The organism is Methanohalophilus portucalensis, from assembly GCF_002761295.1.
Classification (GTDB): domain Archaea; phylum Halobacteriota; class Methanosarcinia; order Methanosarcinales; family Methanosarcinaceae; genus Methanohalophilus; species Methanohalophilus portucalensis.
In genome coordinates, this window is record NZ_CP017881.1 from 882,079 (window position 1) to 901,239 (window position 19,161).

Annotated in this window: 20 protein-coding genes and 1 tRNA gene; 14 read left to right on the top strand and 7 right to left on the bottom strand. The window is 43.0% G+C overall.

All coding sequences use genetic code 11. From position 1 onward, the window contains the following. Positions 1 to 3: 3 nt before the first annotated feature. From hsdR to BKM01_RS04650, 3 genes are all read right to left on the bottom strand, one after another. The gene (gene hsdR / locus BKM01_RS04640; protein ID WP_085503690.1) at positions 4 to 2,310 is read right to left on the bottom strand and encodes an EcoAI/FtnUII family type I restriction enzme subunit R; all 2,307 of its coding nucleotides are present in this window, start codon (positions 2,308 to 2,310) and stop codon (positions 4 to 6) included. A 233-nt stretch (positions 2,311 to 2,543) separates the two neighbouring features. Next, positions 2,544 to 3,035, bottom strand: coding sequence for a Csac_0668 family 2Fe-2S cluster-binding (seleno)protein (locus BKM01_RS04645; RefSeq protein WP_085503689.1), 492 nt, complete (start codon positions 3,033 to 3,035; stop codon positions 2,544 to 2,546). 640 nt (positions 3,036 to 3,675) lie between these two features. Further along, positions 3,676 to 3,760, bottom strand: a tRNA-Leu gene (locus BKM01_RS04650). Between the two features lie 110 nt (positions 3,761 to 3,870). Between BKM01_RS04650 and BKM01_RS04655 the strand changes: the two genes are divergently transcribed. Then, entirely contained in the window at positions 3,871 to 4,623 is a 753-nt protein-coding gene (locus BKM01_RS04655) for an MBL fold metallo-hydrolase (protein ID WP_072361317.1), read from the top strand. Between the two features lie 2 nt (positions 4,624 to 4,625). On the opposite strand, the gene BKM01_RS04660 is transcribed toward BKM01_RS04655, so the two are convergent. Together BKM01_RS04660 and BKM01_RS04665 are read right to left on the bottom strand one after the other, a co-directional pair. Beyond that, a complete protein-coding gene (locus BKM01_RS04660; RefSeq protein WP_233125715.1) occupies positions 4,626 to 5,276 on the bottom strand; it encodes a metallophosphoesterase family protein in 651 nt (216 codons plus the stop codon). A 9-nt stretch (positions 5,277 to 5,285) separates the two neighbouring features. Continuing rightward, entirely contained in the window at positions 5,286 to 6,044 is a 759-nt protein-coding gene (locus BKM01_RS04665; RefSeq protein WP_072361148.1) for a TIGR00266 family protein, read from the bottom strand. Positions 6,045 to 6,181: 137 nt separating this feature from the next. On the opposite strand from BKM01_RS04665, the gene trmY reads away from it, so the two are divergent. From trmY to BKM01_RS04725, 12 genes are all read left to right on the top strand, one after another. Next, positions 6,182 to 6,784 (top strand): tRNA (pseudouridine(54)-N(1))-methyltransferase TrmY, encoded by a 603-nt coding sequence (trmY, locus tag BKM01_RS04670; RefSeq protein ID WP_072361128.1) that lies wholly within the window; start codon positions 6,182 to 6,184, stop codon positions 6,782 to 6,784. Between the two features lie 25 nt (positions 6,785 to 6,809). After that, entirely contained in the window at positions 6,810 to 8,102 is a 1,293-nt protein-coding gene (locus tag BKM01_RS04675; RefSeq protein WP_072361125.1) for a tRNA pseudouridine(54/55) synthase Pus10, read from the top strand. Positions 8,103 to 8,144: 42 nt separating this feature from the next. Further along, a complete protein-coding gene (locus tag BKM01_RS04680; protein ID WP_072361122.1) occupies positions 8,145 to 8,438 on the top strand; it encodes a 50S ribosomal protein L21e in 294 nt (97 codons plus the stop codon). Between the two features lie 135 nt (positions 8,439 to 8,573). Next, entirely contained in the window at positions 8,574 to 8,927 is a 354-nt protein-coding gene (locus BKM01_RS04685; protein ID WP_072361120.1) for an RNA polymerase Rpb4 family protein, read from the top strand. A 70-nt stretch (positions 8,928 to 8,997) separates the two neighbouring features. Next, positions 8,998 to 9,594 (top strand): DUF655 domain-containing protein, encoded by a 597-nt coding sequence (locus BKM01_RS04690; protein WP_072361117.1) that lies wholly within the window; start codon positions 8,998 to 9,000, stop codon positions 9,592 to 9,594. 11 nt (positions 9,595 to 9,605) lie between these two features. Next, complete coding sequence (rsmA, locus tag BKM01_RS04695; RefSeq protein WP_072361113.1) at positions 9,606 to 10,409, top strand: 16S rRNA (adenine(1518)-N(6)/adenine(1519)-N(6))-dimethyltransferase RsmA; 804 nt, start codon at positions 9,606 to 9,608, stop codon at positions 10,407 to 10,409. Beyond that, positions 10,409 to 11,002, top strand: coding sequence for a HemK2/MTQ2 family protein methyltransferase (locus tag BKM01_RS04700; protein WP_072361110.1), 594 nt, complete (start codon positions 10,409 to 10,411; stop codon positions 11,000 to 11,002). Before rsmA ends, BKM01_RS04700 begins: the two co-directional genes overlap by 1 nt. A 185-nt stretch (positions 11,003 to 11,187) precedes the next feature. After that, entirely contained in the window at positions 11,188 to 13,137 is a 1,950-nt protein-coding gene (locus BKM01_RS04705) for a hydantoinase/oxoprolinase N-terminal domain-containing protein (RefSeq protein WP_072361107.1), read from the top strand. A gap of 58 nt (positions 13,138 to 13,195) precedes the next feature. Further along, a complete protein-coding gene (locus BKM01_RS04710) occupies positions 13,196 to 13,741 on the top strand; it encodes a hypothetical protein (protein WP_072361104.1) in 546 nt (181 codons plus the stop codon). Between the two features lie 18 nt (positions 13,742 to 13,759). Next, on the top strand, positions 13,760 to 14,617 hold the full coding sequence (locus tag BKM01_RS04715) for a shikimate kinase (protein ID WP_072361101.1): 858 nt from the start codon (positions 13,760 to 13,762) through the stop codon (positions 14,615 to 14,617). A 21-nt stretch (positions 14,618 to 14,638) separates the two neighbouring features. Beyond that, on the top strand, positions 14,639 to 14,923 hold the full coding sequence (locus BKM01_RS04720; RefSeq protein ID WP_072361098.1) for a chorismate mutase: 285 nt from the start codon (positions 14,639 to 14,641) through the stop codon (positions 14,921 to 14,923). Between the two features lie 14 nt (positions 14,924 to 14,937). Next, the gene (locus tag BKM01_RS04725; RefSeq protein ID WP_072361095.1) at positions 14,938 to 15,330 is read left to right on the top strand and encodes a 5-(carboxyamino)imidazole ribonucleotide mutase; all 393 of its coding nucleotides are present in this window, start codon (positions 14,938 to 14,940) and stop codon (positions 15,328 to 15,330) included. Positions 15,331 to 15,334: 4 nt separating this feature from the next. On the opposite strand, the gene BKM01_RS04730 is transcribed toward BKM01_RS04725, so the two are convergent. Next, positions 15,335 to 16,192 carry a methanogen output domain 1-containing protein gene (locus BKM01_RS04730; protein WP_072361092.1) on the bottom strand — a complete coding sequence of 286 codons (858 nt, stop codon included), beginning with the start codon at positions 16,190 to 16,192 and terminating at the stop codon, positions 15,335 to 15,337. A gap of 58 nt (positions 16,193 to 16,250) precedes the next feature. Then, complete coding sequence (locus tag BKM01_RS04735; protein ID WP_072361089.1) at positions 16,251 to 16,964, bottom strand: RAD55 family ATPase; 714 nt, start codon at positions 16,962 to 16,964, stop codon at positions 16,251 to 16,253. A gap of 288 nt (positions 16,965 to 17,252) precedes the next feature. Between BKM01_RS04735 and lonB the strand changes: the two genes are divergently transcribed. Then, a complete protein-coding gene (lonB, locus tag BKM01_RS04740; protein WP_072361086.1) occupies positions 17,253 to 19,145 on the top strand; it encodes an ATP-dependent protease LonB in 1,893 nt (630 codons plus the stop codon). The last annotated feature ends 16 nt before the right edge of the window (positions 19,146 to 19,161 follow it).

The window sequence follows — 19,161 nt, forward strand, 5'->3', positions numbered from 1 at the left end:
GAATTAAACTTCTGCTTCATAAATCTGTGCTTCCAAATCTTTCAGGGCATCCTTGTATCCCTGTTTACCACCGAAATAATCCAGTATCTCAAAAGGAGTGCCCATATTGTCAAAAGGTCTCAGCCTCAGGACCTCCATGTTTTCAATATTTTCAATTCCCTCATCTGCATACTTATCAAGCAGGGCAGTGAGTACCTTGCGTGCATCATCTCCGTATTTGGCAAAGTAATCACTTTTACGCACCTTGTCAGCCCTCTCTCTGCGGCTTAATGGTGGTTTATCAAAGGCTACGTGACAGATAAGGTCAAAAGCATCCATTTCCTTGCCAATCTGTTTTTCAAGTTCATCGAAAAACACACCTTCCCCTTCCAGCTCCTCGATAATCTGCTGTTTTTTCTCCGCCTCACTCCATTCATTAAGGAACTCGTCTATTGTGCCATATTGCTGGGCTACAGTCTTTCGTGTATAATCCTTCAGGGATTCAGTAACCAGCTTCCCGCCCTGGTCATAGTATTGAATTCTTTCTGCAAGGACCTCGACAGACACATCCCCAACAACATATTTGTGGCTTTTCTGTTTCTCCTGTGATTGGCCACTTTTACTTCCATGTCCACTTGGCATCTCAAAGGTAGATTCCTGAATGGGTTCACCATCAAATTCGGGGTCTGCAAATAATTCTGTAGCCTTGCGGAAGTCCATTATAGTGAAGAAATATTTATTGAAGTCCTCATTGATTCTGGTCCCTCTGCCTATTATCTGCTTGAACTCTGTCATGGACTGGATACGTTTGTCGAGAACAATTAACTTACAAGTCTGCACATCGACACCAGTATTCAGCAACCTTGAAGTAGTCGCAATCACCGGATACTTATTTTCCGGGATAATAAAGTCATCCAGATTCGCTGCAGCATAAGGTTCATCGCCTGTGATTCTTACTACATACTTGCTATTCTCGGCAATGAGGTCAGCATTTTCATTCACAAGTGCCTGACGCATCCTTTCTGCGTGGTCTACATCTTCACAGAATACGATGGTCTTGCTGAATCGGTCAGTCTTTTTAAGGAAACTGGAAACGTTTTTCGCAACCTGTTTAACCCTCTCTTCCAGTACCAAACTGCGGTCAAAATCCTTCTGATTATATATTCGGTCCTCAATCTCATAACCATACTTATCAATCTGGCCCCTTTCAGGTCGCCACCCTTCCAGATCTCTATCAAAATCAATCCTTCTCACCCTGTAAGGGGCAAGAAAACCATCCTCTATACCCTGTTTCAGTGAATAGGTATAGATTGGCTCGCCAAAATAATCAATATTAGAAATCTCCCTGCTTTCTTTGGGAGTTGCAGTGAGACCTATCTGAGTAGCAGATGAAAAATATTCCAGAATCTCACGCCATGCTGAATTCTCAGCAGCAATACCTCTGTGACACTCATCCACAACAACAAGGTCAAAGAAATCCGGAGAAAACTGTTTATAGATATTTTTATCTTCCTCATTACCCGTTACAGCCTGATAAAGGGAAAGATAAATTTCATAGGACTTATCCACCTCTCGGTTTTTTATTTTGGTCATGGCTGACTCGAAAGGTTTGAAATCATTGGTTTTGGCCTGGTCCACAAGGATGTTGCGGTCAGCAAGGAATAGAATACGCTTCATGGTCTTGGATTTCCATAACCTCCATATAATCTGGAAAGCCGTATAGGTCTTCCCGGTTCCTGTGGCCATCACCAGTAAAAGACGGTCCTGCCCCTTAGCAACAGCTTCAACGACCCGATTAATCGCATTTATCTGGTAGTAACGAGGGGTTTTACCTGCAAAAGACGGGTAGTAATCCTGATTGACAATTTGTTTTTGATGTTCTTCCTCGATTCCCTTCCATTCGCAATATTTTTCCCAGATATCATGAGGAGTTGGGAAGGAATCAATAGGAATTTCCCTTTCAATCTGCCCTGAGTTAAGGGACCTGTCATGTTCAAGGAAAGCATCACCATTGCTGCTATAAACAAACGGCACATCAAGCATCTCTGCATATTCAAGTGCTTGCTGCATGCCGTCTCCTACACCATGTTTATTATTTTTTGCCTCGACAACAGCTATAGGGATATTAGGTTTGTAATAAAGAATATAGTCAGCCCACTTAGGATTGGCACGACGGATTCCCTCTCTACTGACAAGAACCCGACCCTTTGTGATGTACACTTCTTCCCTTATTTGAGAAGTCCTGTTCCATCCGGCCCTTTCAATTGCTGGAGATATAAAGATGCGACATATATCCCTCTCACTTAATTGCTGCTTCTCAGCGAAGTCCATCCATATACTCCTGTAGGTTATACTATAAGTAAAAGCACAATCAAATTATAATTCAATGATATAAATATTTTCATGTGGTGTTGTTTTATACAGGAAATCATTTGGTAAAAAATTAGATTGTGAAAAAGGATTATCCGATAAAACAGGTGCGTGGATATAGTTAATACAAAAAAGAATTTGATACTATAATTCATAAAAAAGTTTAGTGTTTTTCAGACAGTGATTGCCACAATTTATTTGGTAATGTTTAATGCTTTATCTATAATTCCCTGTATTGTGTGATGGCAACATTTACCTGACGGATTATTTATTTGACAATTTGGGTTAGTCATTGCTCCTGTGATTTCTAAAACTTCTTTCATATTAGTTGCCTTACCACTAATCACAGCGTTTATAACTTGTTCTTCTGTTACTTTACTACAATAACAGGCATATTTCGGGTTTGCACCTTTTTTAAACCATATTGGTACTTTTACATCACTTTTTTCGAATTTAACTCTGAAATCATTGTTATAATAAGAAATCTTGCAATCTTCATTCATACATAAATAATAGTCAAAATCACCTATATTTTCTAACAGATCATCGCATATCATATGTCTTACAGTAATATTTTTCACAAAACTACCTGGAACGTTACAAACAGGACAGGGACTACCATTGTCCTTAATATCGGTTTTTAAATTTGTTTCACATGGTATGACATTAAGGTTTATTCCGTTCATCCTGTATGTCTCCTTTTGTATCTGTCATTATCATTCTTCCCACATCTCCAACCTTTCCTTAACATGAGTATTAAAACCTTAGATAAAAGGTATCAATCCAAATACAATATGATATAATTGAGAATCTCGAACACATCAAAAAATTTGGTTTGAAAGATTTCGTGGTAAATGAAAAGATGAGGTGGAAATGTCCTGAATGTTGGGGCACTATTTGTGTGCATAAAGGATATTGCTATAGCTGTGGCAAGAAGAAAGAGTGAAATGGCGGAATAATTATTCAAAAAAGCAGTAATATAATGGCAATGATCAGGGATCTAATTGTTGGCAGCATTTATCCCATTGGATGACATCCTATTGGACGATCCTATCCCGATGCCTTCCTTAATTTCTGGCCAACTTTAAGGATTTACAAATGCCAAATAAACCTTGAATGATCATGGGCTTCTATACCCAATTGGCGTTCTACCTTCTGATTCATTGCCACACCGCATCATTCACGACACGGTAATAGAGTATATGTTTTAAAGCTATTAATTGATTTTGATATACAATATGATAACAAAAAAGAAATTGGAAAAATTTAAATTTTCCTCATTTTGAGCGTACACTTTTTCACCTTGTATATATCCCAAAAAAGCGATGCGAGGGGAGGGATTCGAACCCTCGAATTCCTTCGAAACCGGATCTTAAGTCCGGCGCCTTTGACCGGGCTGGGCAACCCTCGCAGGAAGATGTGTAGAATTAGCCTTTGCCGGTTGGTTGGATGAATGAGCTTTATAAAGCCATTCGGAATCCATAATTAGAGTTAAGTTACTTAAACCTTATTATGGTAAGCATGAAAATACAATTCCTTGGTAGCGGTGTGGCAATCCCCCGGCCCGGCAGGGTGCAGTCCGGGATTGCAGTTGAGATTGAGAACGGCGGTTTATTACTTTTTGACTGCGGGGCCGGGGTGCTGCAGCGCCTCTTTGAGAGCGGGCGTGATCCCCGGGATGTTGATGCAATTATCCTGACCCACCTCCATCTGGATCATGTGGCTGATGTCCTGCCCCTGCTCAAGAGCCGCTGGTTGTGCGAGAAAAGCGATTGTGTCATCTACGGGCCACAGGGTACCCGGGACTGGCTGGACGGCCTGATCGGGCTGTATCCCTATCTACAGGGCAGGTTTGACCTCTCCGTCACCGAACTCAAACCCGGCCGGCAAATCGCACTTGACGGTAGTGATTGCCGGCTCAGCTGTGCTGCAGGAGTGCACAGCGTACCCTCCCTGGGTTACAGACTCGAGGATGGAGGGAAAATAATGGTATATGCCGGGGACACCGAACCCTGTGACTCCCTCATGGAACTGGCACAGGGGGCCGATGTTCTCATTCACGAATGTTCGTTTCCCCCGGGCTTTGACGTCGACTGCCACACCACACCGGATATGCTGGGCCCCTACCTCGAAAAACTTGATGCGGGCAAACTCTACCTGACCCATCTCTACCCGCAAATGCAGGGCCATGAACAGGAATCACTGGAATACCTGCGCAGCCGATTTAAAGGTGAAGTACACATCGCCTCGGACCTGCTGGAAATCGATCCCTGAGCTCAGACCTGCAGCATCTCGATATCCAGTTTGCCCGACTTTTCATCCAGTTCGATAAGGGCAGCCGAGCCTTCCGAAGCCATACCGGTGTTCACGACAGTTGTACCTGCCACTTCCATGACTCCCTTATCCTCATGGATATGGCCACAGACTATCAGGTCCACCTTGCCCAGCATATCGGCTACAGCCTTACAGCCCACATTACCGGCTTCGATGCGATCCAGCGTGCAGTAAGGGGGTGAATGGGACAGCAGTATCAGGTAATCGCCCTTCTGTCTTCCTTCAGCAGTCAGTTTTTCCAGGGTTGCTGCAATTTCCTCCTCCTCTATTTCATAGGGAGTATTGAAGGGTGTGGGGTTGGACCCGCCCATGCCTATGAAAGCCACATTTTCCATGGTCCACAAACGCTCGTGGAGATTTATGGCCTTTGACTCATCCAGAAGATTACAGATACTTTGCAGGTCACAGTTGCCCGGAATGGCCAGGGTTGGCTTGTCAAACATTCCCATCATCTCCAGGGCCTTCTCATCCGGCCCGAAATTGGTAATATCTCCTGCAACCAGTATCAAATCCACATCCCCTGCCCTCTCAAGTATGGCAGGGATGCGTGTAAAATTCCCGTGTGCATCGGACATTGCAAGTATACGCATCATTTATGCTCCTTAGAAGTTCTTATCGCCGCCGAGGATGCCGCTCAGGCCGCCGCCTTCGCCCCTGTTACTCTGGGAACCAAGGCCTGTGGCAGCCGATATCCTGTCAGCCAGTCTGGAGAATGGCAGGCTCTGCAGGTACACCGTACCGGGACCTGATACCGTAGCAAGGACCACTCCCTCTCCGCCAAACAGTGCATTCTTAAACCCGCCTATCAATTTTATGTCATAGTTCACAGATTCAGAAAAAGCCACAAGACAGCCGGTATCCACACGCATGGTTTCTCCTGCATCCAGTTCTTTTTTGATTATCGTTCCACCGGCATGCACAAAAGCCAGCCCGTCTCCTTCAAGTCTTTGGAGAATGAAACCTTCTCCTCCGAAAAGACCGGCACCGATCCTCTTGGAAAATGCAATACCCACCTCTATACCTTTGGCCGCACACAGGAAAGCATCTTTCTGGCACAGGAAACTTCCACCTACTTCTGACAGGTCTATAGGAATGATCTTGCCAGGGTATGGTGCACCAAATGCCACCCTTTCCTTACCGTCTCCGTCATTGGTAAAGGAAGTGATGAAGAAACTCTCACCGGTAACCATTCTCTTGAGTCCCTTGAAAAGTCCGCCGCCTGTTGATGTTTGCATTTTGATGTCCTGGCCCATATACATCATGGCTCCGGCCTCTGCCCTCACACTTTCGGAAGGATCAAGTTCGATCTCCACAAGCTGCATGTCATTCCCAATAATATCGTAATCAATTTCGTCTGCCATTTGTGTGACTCCTGTTGAATTTACAATAATTTAATATTCTTTCAATTTATAAACTTGCTGAATTAGCAAAATACATAATCAAATTTAAATAGTACTGCACATTTTATCGGCATCAGAAATTGAAAGGATAATATAACATGAAACACTTTCTCATTATTGCCCATAAGGCGCATACCGCCGATGATTTTTCCCTGAATGACCTGCCTGGTTCTGCCGGCAGGATGGATATACTGTGCAGGTGCGTAAATTCAGCCCTTTTTCTTTCCCATGACCTGCGCCGGGACGTACAGATCCACCTGCTGCTTCTCGGAGAACCTGATCCTGGCAGGGTTATCAAATTTGACGGTGAGACCGTACGTTACCTGAATCCGGATGAAAGAAGCAGCGGCTCCCTTATCAAAAAAGCACTTGATAAGGATTCTTCTGACTTTGAGATCCGCTCTACTCCCGGTGTCACTGTGCGTGACGCAAACCTATCCACACTCCTTTCGGAATTCAAGCAGCAGGGTTGTTCTCTTTATTATCTACTTGAAGACGGAAAGGAAATCCGTGAAGAAACCCTTCCCAGAGGGGATATGGTATTTATTCTGGGTGATCACAACGGTGTTACTGAAGAAGAAGAGGCAGAGATAGAAAAAGCCGGTGCAATAAAACTTAATATAGGCCCGATATCGCTCCACTCAGATCATTGCATTACAATTTTGCACAACGAACTTGACCGCAGGGAAAAAGAATATTAACCTTTTTGCTATTGGAAGTGAATACATGACCATAATGCAAACAGCAGCACGAATCATTGAGGAAGGCCCAATATGCGACAATTGTATGGGCAGGCAATTTGCCCGCTTGCTTACTGGCCTGACAAATGCTGAAAGAGGAGAGGCTATCAAACTCTCCCTCTCTTTAGAAGCTGCACGCCTGATGAAAGAAGAAGGCTATAAGGATTTACTTGAAAAACTCGCCCCTTCCAACTCCTACGCATGTAAGACACTGAATGCCTCCTGCGAAGAAGAGGAATGCTGGGTATGCATTGGGATATTTGATAATCTGGATGAATGGGTGGACAGAGCTATGCAGGCTCTTGAAGGAATCGAGTATTCCACTTTTGTCGTGGGCACAAAAGTAAGTGGACTGCTGGCTGAGAATGAAGAAATCCTCTGGGCCGAATGCGGGGCTGATTATGCCGAGCAGCTGAAAACCGAACTAAACAGGGAGATCGGAAAACGTCTGGCAGCCCGCAGCGGCAAAGAAGTAAACATCAAAATGCCCGATGTTGTTGTTATGCTTGACATAGCAGAAGAAAATATTATACTGGAAATCCGCTCGGTTTATGTTGAAGGTCGCTATCGCAAACTTGTGCGCGGCATACCCCAGACCCGATGGCCCTGCCGTAAATGCAAGGGCAAGGGATGTCAGAGCTGTGATAATACAGGAAAACAATATCCCGAATCCGTGGATGAATTGGTTAGTGAACCTGTAATTGAAGCATTTGGCAGTGATGATACTAAATTCCACGGTGCCGGAAGGGAAGACATAGACGCCTTAATGCTTGGTGCAGGTCGTCCCTTTGTAATCGAAGCTCTTAATCCGGGCAGGCGTGACTACAATCTTTCAGACCTGGAGGAACAGATAAACAGTAAAGCTGACGGGAAAATTGAAGTTGAAGGTCTCAAATTTGCGGACAAGGCCAGAGTTCAGACCCTGAAGAACTCTACGGCGGATAAAGTTTATAAGCTTAAAGTTACATTCAGTGCCCCTGTTACGGAAGACGCCATCAGGTCTGCTCTTGAGGACCTCAAGGGTAATCTAATCGAACAGCGCACACCCCAAAGGGTGTCGCATCGAAGGGCTGATCTTGTAAGGAAACGTCAGGTGCATTCGATAGAACTCCTCGAATATCATCAGGATCATGCAATAATCAGGGTTGATTGTGAAGGCGGGCTTTATGTGAAAGAGCTTATATCCAGTGACGAGGGACGCACGACCCCGAGCCTTGCCGGTCTGCTTGGAATTGATGCAATGGTTGAAGAACTCGATGTGGTCGATGTGAAGATCTAATTAACCGAATTATAATTTATATATCATCAACGGAGGAACATTATGCCAAAATCAAATGGTGAAAGATACTGTACAAGATACAAGCTTAAAAAGTCAATCAGGGAAAGAGGTCTCTCTCCTGTGAGCAAAGCCATCCAGAGTTTCAGTGAAGGACAGAGAGTCCATATTGATATTGATCCCAGTGTCCAGAAAGGAATGCCAAATCCCAGATATCAGGGTAAAACCGGTAAGGTACTCTCTCAGCGCGGGCGTGCCTACATCCTTGAGGTACGTGAAGGAAATGCAAATAAGCAGGTAATCGTCCTGCCACAGCACCTTAAACCCCAGAAATACTGATTTCTGGTTAGAAATGTAAATATCAAAGGCTTGCAGAAATAGCTATATCTGCTTTGCCTCTGATAGTTTAGTCTGTTGCATTATTCCTGCCTTAAAGGCAGGTCAACTTAAGGCAGAACGGATGAGTGCTTTCCAATGATAGTTAAAAAAGTTCTTGATGAAGAATTACTTACGTTACCCGAGGTCAGGGGAATTCTCCACCAGATTCTGGAAGAACGTGTCAATAACGAAGAAGAGCTTGGATATGAGCTGCGTAAAGCCATAAACCATGCAGACATGTTCTCAAGGACAAGTGCTGAAAAAGCACGTGAGTTTGTCAACAAATTGCTTGAAGTGGAGAAAATGAAACCGGAGATTGCAATTCGGATAGTGGACACAATGCCACTTTCCAGGGATGAACTCCGTACACTTTATGCCAAAGAGAGGTACACTCTCTCAGATGAAGAGCTTGACACCATCCTTGAACTCGTAATGGATTATATGGAATAAATTTATATTCCATATACGACTTTTTCTGTTAGATAATATCAATAGTCTTACTTGCACCGTGGAGGATATAATGAATACAAAGGGGAAAAAAACTGAAAGAGAAGAGTACGCATGGGTTCTGGATTATCTTCCTTATGGAAATCCTAATGATCCACGTCCCACATACCAGAAAATACCCTTAGTCCAGGCAGTGGGTGATTCAAAATTCGTACTCATGGAACTTGTCCCCAAGGATAAAGTCACTCCTCAGATACAGTCCAGAGTTTATATTGGAGAAGGTGACAGGGAAGTAATTGATCATGTCAAGCATCGGATTCATTACAATGATCTTACAAGTGGTGCACAACTTGAGCTTCCATATGTACTGGAGCAATCTGTAAAACATCATGAGGAACGTTTTGTAAAGTTTTTCAATGAAGCTCATCCCATAACTACTCGCCAGCACATGCTAGAGCTTTTACCTGGTATTGGCAAAAAACTCATGTGGGCAATAATCGATGAACGTAAGAAGGGCGAGTTCAAAAGTCTTGAAGAACTCCATGAACGTGTGGGTGGAGTACATACGCCCCAAAAGGCCATTGTCAATCGTATCATGGAAGAACTTAAAGACGATAATATCAAGTACAGACTCTTCACAAGACCACATCGCCGCCCCCACAATGAATAAAGGGTGTAGGTGTGGTATACTCTATTCTTAAAAAATATGGGATCAGGGGTGGCTCCCTTGACCAACATTTTTTGGTAAATGAACCGATACTGGACTCAATAGCAGAAGCTGCAGACCTGCAAATTGATGATATTGTTCTTGAGATAGGCGGCGGTATCGGAAATCTGACAGAGCGTCTGGTCGCCAGGGCAGGCAGGGTTATTGTTATAGAACGGGATCCCCGGTTGGTGGCAGTGCTGCAGGACAGGTTCCACGAAATATCCAATATTGAGATAATTGAAGGGGATGCAACGAAAGTTGAACTCCCTGCCTTCAATAAAGTTGTAGCAAATTTACCTTATTCAATCTCTTCTCCCATAACTTTCCGTCTTCTTAACCACGGTTTTGAAAAAGGGATTTTAATGTATCAGTACGAGTTTGCCAGAAGAATGGTAGAAGTACCTGGCTCTAAGAATTATGGTCGCCTTTCAGTGGATACACAGTATTTTGCTGATGTCAGACTCCTTCGCAAAATTTCTCCCTCTGCTTTCACTCCTGCTCCAAAAGTCTGGTCCGCAGTAGTCGAAGTGGTACCCCGGCCATCGGTTTTTGAGGTGAAGGATGAACAACTATTTTTTAGGGTTGTTGAAGCTGCATTTGGCCAGAGGCGCAAGAAAATGAAAAATGCTCTTACGAAATTCAATCCGCCTCTGGCAGACCGGGAAGCCATTCTTCGTTTAATTCCTGAAGATTTCCTGGGAAAACGGGCCGAACAGCTTTTCCCTGAAGATTTTGCAACTATATCCAATATTATCTATGAAGTAAGGGATAACTAATGGCTCTCATCTCATATCGCAATGCTTATGTTAACATTGGAAAAGATGTGTACGAACCTGCGGAAGATTCTTTCCTGCTTGCAGATGTTGCGGTAGACCGTATTAGTGATGGTATGAATGTGCTGGAAATGGGTGTGGGGAGTGGCTTTGTTTCTGCAGTGGTTGCCGCTAATAAGAATGTAGAACCCGTAGGTTGTGACATAAACCCTGATGCTCTTGAATGCGCATATGAGAACGGAATTCAGGTTTTCCGCAGTAATCTTTTCGCAGGGCTCAGGAAAAAAGCATATTTTGATGTTATACTGTTCAATCCTCCCTATCTACCAACCTCCGAAGACGAAAAGTTAGAGGGTTGGCTCAATTATGCTTTTGATGGAGGAGTTGAGGGAAGGGATACTATAGCAACCTTTTTTGCTGAAGTATCTGGCTATCTCAAACCCGGTGGAAGTGTTCTGTTATTCATTTCTTCCCTTACAGGTAAAGGGGAAGTATTTGATATTATGGAGCAAGAGATGTTTACTGGCTATGTGGTAGCTGAGACCCGGTCTTTTTTTGAAAAATTGATGGTTATTGAATGTACACACAACCGCTGAAATACAGGTGTATTTTCAGTAGTTCATTATGCTTAAAAGGAAAAACCACCTTTTATTACTTCAAAGCAAAACGAAAGGTTTATCGTTGTGCAGGTTGACGGTATTGTTGCGTAAGAGAAATTAAAAAAGTTAATCTTAAATTGAATATAATAGTTTTATATTTAAAAATTGCCAGAGGGTTACAAATGAAATACAGTCTTGGTATAGATGCCGGTGGAACATATACAGATGCCGTAATCCTGCGGGATTCGGATGGGAAGATTATTGATCATGGAAAGGCCCGCACGACCTATCCTGATTTGCTGGATGGAATTCAGGAAGTACTTGACGGCCTGGATCAGTCATTTCTGGAAAAAGTATCTCTGGTATCGGTCTCTACTACTCTTGCAACCAACACTATTCTGGAAGGTACAGGTTATCCGGTAGCTCTTATCATGATAGGGGAAGAGGTTCCAAACGATTCATCAATAAAGTATTCAATATCTGTACAGGGCGGCCATTCTTCCGGAGGGAACGAAAAGTATCCCCTTGACCTGGATTCTATAAAAGAATTTGTAGGAGAAGTTCAGGATAAGGTCTCGGCATTTGCAGTTTCATCCTATTTTAGTGTAAGAAACCCGGATCATGAATTGAAGGCAAGGGAAGTTATAGATGAAATGACCGGTTTGCCTGTGATCTGTGGCCATGAACTTTCCCAGTCCCTGGGAGCATATGAAAGAGGTGTTACAGCCTATCTAAACGCCCAGCTTTTGCCCATATCGACCCGGTTTATGGAAACAGTTGCATCTGAGATAGATCGAAGAGGAATAGATGCAAAACTTATGATGCTCAAATGTGATGGTTCTATAGTGGGTATGAAAGAAGCTCTCAAACACCCGATCGAATCAATATTTACCGGTCCTGCAGCAAGCCTTGTTGGTGCTTCATATCTTGCCAAAAGCAAAGATTGCCTGGTCATTGATGTCGGTGGTACAAGTACCGATGTAGCGATGGTTATTGATAATCTCCCTGAAATAACAGATGAAGGGGCAACTGTTGGGGGTTGGCCAACCAAGGTGGAAGCCATTAGAATGGAAACCTCTGCAATGGGTGGGGACAGTCATGTGTGGGTAAAGAATCATAATGTTTTCATAGGTCCACGCCGGGTCGTTCCTCTCTGTGTGGCTGCCAGTAAATATCCGGAAATCACTACAAAACTCAAGAAAGGGCAGAGTATACTGAAAAGCCAGCTAGGGGAAAACATCCAGCCCACAAAATTCTTCATCAGAACCAAACAGGAACCCATTGAACTTACAGAGCGCGAAGAAGATCTTCTTTCCCGCATAAAGGATGAACCCCTGACAGTTAGTGACATCTACTGGGACAGTAAAGCATTGCCATCGCCTATGATCATGGCAAGCCTGATCCAGAAACGTCTGGTGCAGGCCATAGGTTTCACTCCTACGGATGCTCTTCATGTTCTTGGAGAATATGATGAGTGGGATAGTGAAGCTTCCAGAGTCGGCGCAGAAATACTTGGGTACTTCGCAGATCTGGATGCTGATGAAATTGCCGGTAAAGTTAAAGATGAAGTTGCAAAGAATATGGCACAGAACCTTCTTTCATATGTCTTTAATGATCTCGAGGATTCACAGATCAATAAAGTTGTCCGTGGCAATCATTATGGTGGATTTCATGTAGATGTTCCCGTGGTACTGCTTGGGGGTCCTGTACAGGCCTATGTAAATGATATGCAAAAATTAGTAGATGCGGAAATTATCCTGCCTGAATATGCCGAGGTGGGTAATGCGGTAGGAGCCCTTGCAGGTAAGGGAATAAAACGCATTGAAGTGCTGATTCGTCCGAATTTCGGTGAATCAAAATATAACCTGCGCCCGTCTTCAGTATCATTGTTCTATCCCGGCGGGAATGAAACTTTCAAATCCCATGAAGAAGCTGTGCAGGCTGCCCGTGAGATCGGCCATAGGTTGATAATGGAGTACATGCATGAAGCCGAACTGGACGAAGGTGAAATAACTATAGATGTTGACCGCAAGGATGTTCAGGTGCATGGGGTCGGTATTCCAATGGAAACAAGGTTTACTTTCCTGGGTGTCGGGGACATCAAAATGGAGAAGAAGGATATAAGGATATAATTTTCTTTTTTTTCTTCCCTTGATCAATTTTAAATAAAAGGTAGCTTTATTTCCATCTATGCTGGAATTTAGAAAACAAGAGCCTTACAGTCTGCGTACCCGGCCCGATATTGTAGAATCTGAATATGATTTTCGACAAAATCTGGACATTTCGGATGTAAATGGTGTATTGTTCAATGTTCTGGCTTCCCGCAATTCATCCACTCTTGCAGAATATGATGCAGTCTGGTGGAGGGAAAACAGGGTCTGTTTTCTGGAATATAAAGATTCAACTGCTGCCTATCGGCGTATGAATGCAAAAAGGGCACAACAGGTTCAGGATACATCCAGGAACCTGGCTCGTACATATGGTTTCCTGGAATTCAATTATTCACTTGTAGTTAAAGGACTGGAGGCAAAGACTACAAAGGGAAGTGTTGCAGTAATCCCTCTTGAAGATTTGTCTTCATACAGCCCGGAATTTACTTCTTCTCATGTTGAACTCGATTTTATTGACAAGTTGACGGATAAATACAGCAGGGAGCAAAATCCCGTAGAATTAGAGCGGGATACAATTATTGCTGATATTAGTAAACTTAAAGAAATGTTTGAACAGCAACTCTGATAAAAGGAGATATTTTTCATGACTGTAACAGGATATGGGCAAGCTTTGGGTGCAGGTACCATCCTCAATGCAATTTCTACCTGGAAAGGTGCAGCTTTTGGATTGGACCTCAAGACATTTGCCAGGGTTGAATTATCACAGGGCGATGGTCCTATAGAAGGCATCATTGAAGAAAATGGGGATATGGATACCACTCTGATCGAGAATGCAGTTGGTATAACTCTTGACCTGTTTAATTTGAAAATGCAGGGCACGGTACAAACAAGAAGTGAAATTCCCCATGCTAGCGGACTAAAAAGTAGTAGTGCTGCGGCTAACGCTGTTATTATTGCTACTCTGGATGCCATAAAAGAATCAATGGAACCTCTGGAGATGGTAAAATTAGGGGTCCAAGCAGCTAAAAAATCCGGAGTGACAATCACAGGGGCTTTCGATGATGCCTGTGCATCTTTCTTTGGTGGTGTGGTAGTAACTGATAACAAAGAAGATATTCTTTTCAACCGCATCAAGAAAAACAGTGAAGTACTTGTTTTTGTTCCTCCTCAAAAGGCATATAGTTCGGAGACTGACGTGGCAGGATCAAAATTAATTGGACCCTGGATAGACATGGCTTATGACCTTGTAATCCATCGGGAATTTGAGAAAGCAATGACATTAAATGGTTTTCTTTATTGTGGTGCTTTGGGTTTTGATACAAAACCAATGATGGTAGCCCTTGAAAGTGGTATTGAAGGCGTCACCCTTTCTGGTACCGGACCTGCATATGTGGCAATGGGGGATAGCTCCGATCTGGACAAACTTGCAAAGGCCTGGGAGAAGCGTATTACAGGCGGAAATGTGATAAGGACGAAGATCAATAATGAAGGAGCAATTTAAACCAGGTAATTGTTGGTTTTTATGACAATCGAAAATGTAAGACAGGAGATCGAGAATATTGATAGGGAACTGGTGGAACTCATTGCAAAAAGAGTTGAATTTGCAGATGATATCTTAAAATACAAACACCAGGCCAATCTTCCTATCAATGACGACACGCAAAATAATGTGGTAATAGATAGAGCTGTTTCTATTGCTACTGAAAGAGGTCTAGACTCCACTGTGGTAAAACAGATTTTCAATCTCCTTATACAGATGAATATAGAAAGGCAACATGAATTAAGCGGTGAAGGTAATCTTCCTTAAAAAGAGGTACAAAAATGGTAGATATTGCAATAGTAATGGGATCTGAATCGGACCGGGCAATTTCGAATCGTGTAACCAATGTATTGGACAACACAGATTACAGTTATGATGTACAGGTAATTTCCGCCCACCGAAATCCCGATGAACTGGATGAATATATAAGTACTGACGAGGCTTTCGTTTACATTGCGATAGCCGGACTTTCTGCCGCACTTCCCGGCGTGATAGCATCAAAGACTGGCAAGCCTGTTATCGGGGTGCCTGTGGGTGCCAAGCTTGGGGGACTGGATGCATTATTGTCCACAGCACAGATGCCACCGGGTGTACCGGTTGCGACTGTTGGTATTGATAATGGTGCAAATGCTGCTCATATGGCAATCCGTATCCTGAAACTCAAAGGAGAATGAATTTTCATTCTTCTTCTATACAGATATCAAAACAACAGTGTTCGTCCCCATTACCCATTGTTTTATTTACGATAACTTCGCCGTCGGTGACTCCGTTAACCATCTTTGAGAAAACTCCGGTGGTGAGGTTGCACATTATGGGATTTATTTTACTTTCTTCTCCCCATGGGCACTTGTGTGCTTTTATGATTGCACACCCATTTTTGTCACTGTCACCGTCCACAAAATAACTGGCTCCCAGTTGATTCATGGCCTCACAGCAAATTCGGGCTACATCTTGTGGATCTGTAGTTTCCCTCTCACAACCAGTGCATGAACTACGTACAATATCTTCCACCATGTCAACCATTTGACGAATGATTATTTTCTTCTGTTCGGGTGGGGCACCACTTAGTAGTGAGGGAATAATTGATGTCAAAACCTTTCGAATGCGGTTTTGCATTTTAAGATGCTCTTTTTCAGCCACCAGCTCATCATGGAGGCTTTTGATACGCAACAGTGACTTTACACGGGTTAGAAGCTCCACCCGATTTACAGGTTTTGTAAGAAAATCATCTGCACCAACTTCAATACCTTTAATACGGTCTTCTTTTTCAGATAGTGCAGTTACCATAATGATCGGGATATGACGTGTACTCTCTGACTCTTTTAAACTTTTAGCAACATCATAGCCACTCATACCCGGCATCATAATGTCCAGAAGAATAAGGTCAATGTCTTTTTCTTTCACTTTTTGGAGACATTCTTCTCCACTTTCAGCCAGAGTAAGTTCGTATAAGTGGGAAAGGTATGCTTCCATTAAATCAAGATTTTGTGGTTCGTCATCCACTATGAGTATTTTAGGTGTGATTTCGCTTTCCATATTTCCTGTGTTATGGTTGGGATACTTGATTAATAAGTCTTTTTAACAAAAAGTGCTATCAATTGTCTTTCTTGCCTTTTATGTCTATGCCTTTTGATGTAATATCAAACGGAACAGGGTCAAGAGAAATGGCTGTATTTCTCATTTTTGGTATGAAAATAAAACGTTCCATTTTCCCTGTATAGGGATTTTCCTTAACCAATAACTTGATGTTTCCAAAAGTCGAGTAATCTGCAACTTCATGGGTCATTTGGTGCGCAGCTTCATCCATCACAAAAAGTGTTGTAACATCCTTTTGTGAAAGTAAAAGATTCAATGTATCAAACTGATCACGAAATTCACGTGGTGTTAAACCAATTGCGAAAACTCCGATATTGTCCATTACTATTACTTCGGCATCATAAGGTATCAGTTCAGGCATGTTTATGAGGTCAACCTGTTTAAAACTCAACCCATCTATCATTTCAGCAGCCTTAGTTACGCTCCGACTTCTCATTTCCAGTATTTTTACAACTTCAAGTAAACCATTTTTTATATATTCCTCAAAAGGAAATCCAAACATCTTTGCCTGTTCAGTAATATCTTCTTCGGTCTCTTCTGTTGCCATTATTACAGATTTTTTTCCATCTGTACATGCCTGGTTTATTGCGTGCATTGCAAAAATAGTTTTACCTGATCCCGGGGCACCGGTGATGAGAATTCCTTTTTTCCCTGGATATCCATCACCAACTTTTTTGTCCAGACCCTGAATTCCTGTAGATAGCCTTTCCATTGGTACACCGTTGATTACTATGCAAGTCTTTATATATAGAATGTTTCTTCCCTTTAACAAATTTATTGCATGTTATGTTTATTGTAATTATGTTATGAGCCTGGAAATTAACAAATATAATTGTCACAATATGCCATGCACTTTTTCCCGAAAAGGACAGGTTGAACGGTTAAATATATTTATCAGGAATGAGTTTATTTCATGCATTATACCAATCTACTGATTATATACTTTTGATAGACTCTAGAGATTGTGAACTTTTAATATTGATTTAAACGTGAGTAAACTATGGCGGAAGAAATGGCTTCTAAAGATGAGGAATTGGAAGAATCATTTGACACCACCAGTTCCATCGAAGTGCCTAAACTATTGATCGACCAGATCATTGGTCAGGATCATGCGGTGGAGGTTGTCAAGAAAGCTGCAAGTCAGAGGAGACATGTTATGATGATCGGTACTCCTGGTACCGGTAAATCCATGCTTGCAAAGGCAATGGCTGAATTGCTTCCAAAGGAGGAACTGCAGGATATCCTTGCATATCCCAATGTTGAAGACAACAACAATCCACGTATCCGTACCGTTCCTGCCGGAAAGGGCAGGGAGATTGTTATGGCTCATAAAATGGAGGCCAGAAAGAAATCCCAATCAAGGAACATGTTGATGATGTTCCTTATTTTTGGTATTGTGATGTATTCTTTCTATGTGGGTCAACTTCTCTGGGGTATCATTGCAGCTATAATGATGCTGATTCTTAGCAGGCAATTTATGCCAAAAGAAGAAATGATGATCCCAAAGATGCTGGTTTCAAATTATGAACAGGACAATGCTCCATATATCGATGCCACCGGTACCCATGCAGGCGCCCTCCTTGGGGATGTCAGGCATGACCCATTCCAGTCAGGAGGACTGGAAACCCCGTCTCATGACAGGGTAGAGAGTGGAGATATTCACAAGTCCCACAAGGGTGTACTCTTCATTGATGAGATCAACACCCTCAGGATTGAATCCCAGCAGAGCCTGCTTACGGCAATCCAGGAGAAAGAATATCCGATTACAGGTCAGTCAGAGCGCAGTTCAGGTGCCCTTGTGAAAACAGAACCGGTTCCATGTGACTTTATAATGGTAGCTGCAGGTAATCTGGATGCTGTGGAAAAAATGCATCCTGCACTCAGGTCACGTATAAAGGGTTATGGATATGAGCTCTACATGCGTGAATCCATGGAAGACAATGCTGGTAACCGCAAGTATCTTGTTCGGTTTGTGGCACAGGAAGTTAAGCGGGACGGACATATACCCGATTTTGATCAGTCCGCAGTTGATGAAGTCATTCAGGAAGCACGCAGGCGGGCCGGAAGAAAAGGCCATCTAACTTTGAAATTGCGTGATCTTGGAGGACTTGTGAGAGTAGCAGGAGATATTGCACATGCTGAGGGTACAAAGATAACCTCTGCAAAACATGTACTTGCTGCCAAGAAAATGGCACGCTCCATAGAACAACAGCTTGCTGACAGTTATCTGGAAAGGAGAAAGGATTACCAGTTGTTTTCCAAGAAGGGTTCTGCTGTAGGTAAGGTCAATGGCCTTGCTGTGATGGGAGGAGATTCTGGAATAGTCTTGCCTATAATGGCAGAAGTAACTCCTCCGCAATCACATGCTGAAGGCAAAGTAATTGCCACCGGTATGCTCAAGGATATTGCCAAGGAAGCCGTTCTTAATGTGTCAGCTGTGATCAAAAAGGTGACAGGCGAGAATATAATGAATAGGGATATTCATATCCAGTTTGTCGGTACCTATGAAGGAGTTGAGGGAGACAGTGCTTCTGTGTCCATTGCAACGGCCGTAATTTCGGCACTTGAAGGTATACCTATTGATCAGAGTGTTGCGATGACAGGTTCCCTTTCTGTAAGGGGCGATGTATTGCCGGTGGGCGGTGTAACCTACAAGATCGAAGCCGCAGCCCAGGGTGGAATTAAAAAAGTTATTATACCCTGGACTAATAAGGATGATGTGTTGATTGAAGAAGCTTACAAGGATCAGGTTGAAATAATTCCTGTCAAAACAATATCCGAAGTTATAGAGCACAGTCTTGTGGGCACCAATAAGGAAGGAATTCGGGAAAAACTCAAGGAGCTGACAGATATGAAAGTTGATCTGGAAATTCCCGAATCCGTGCCCGGTTAAACAATACTTACAGGGA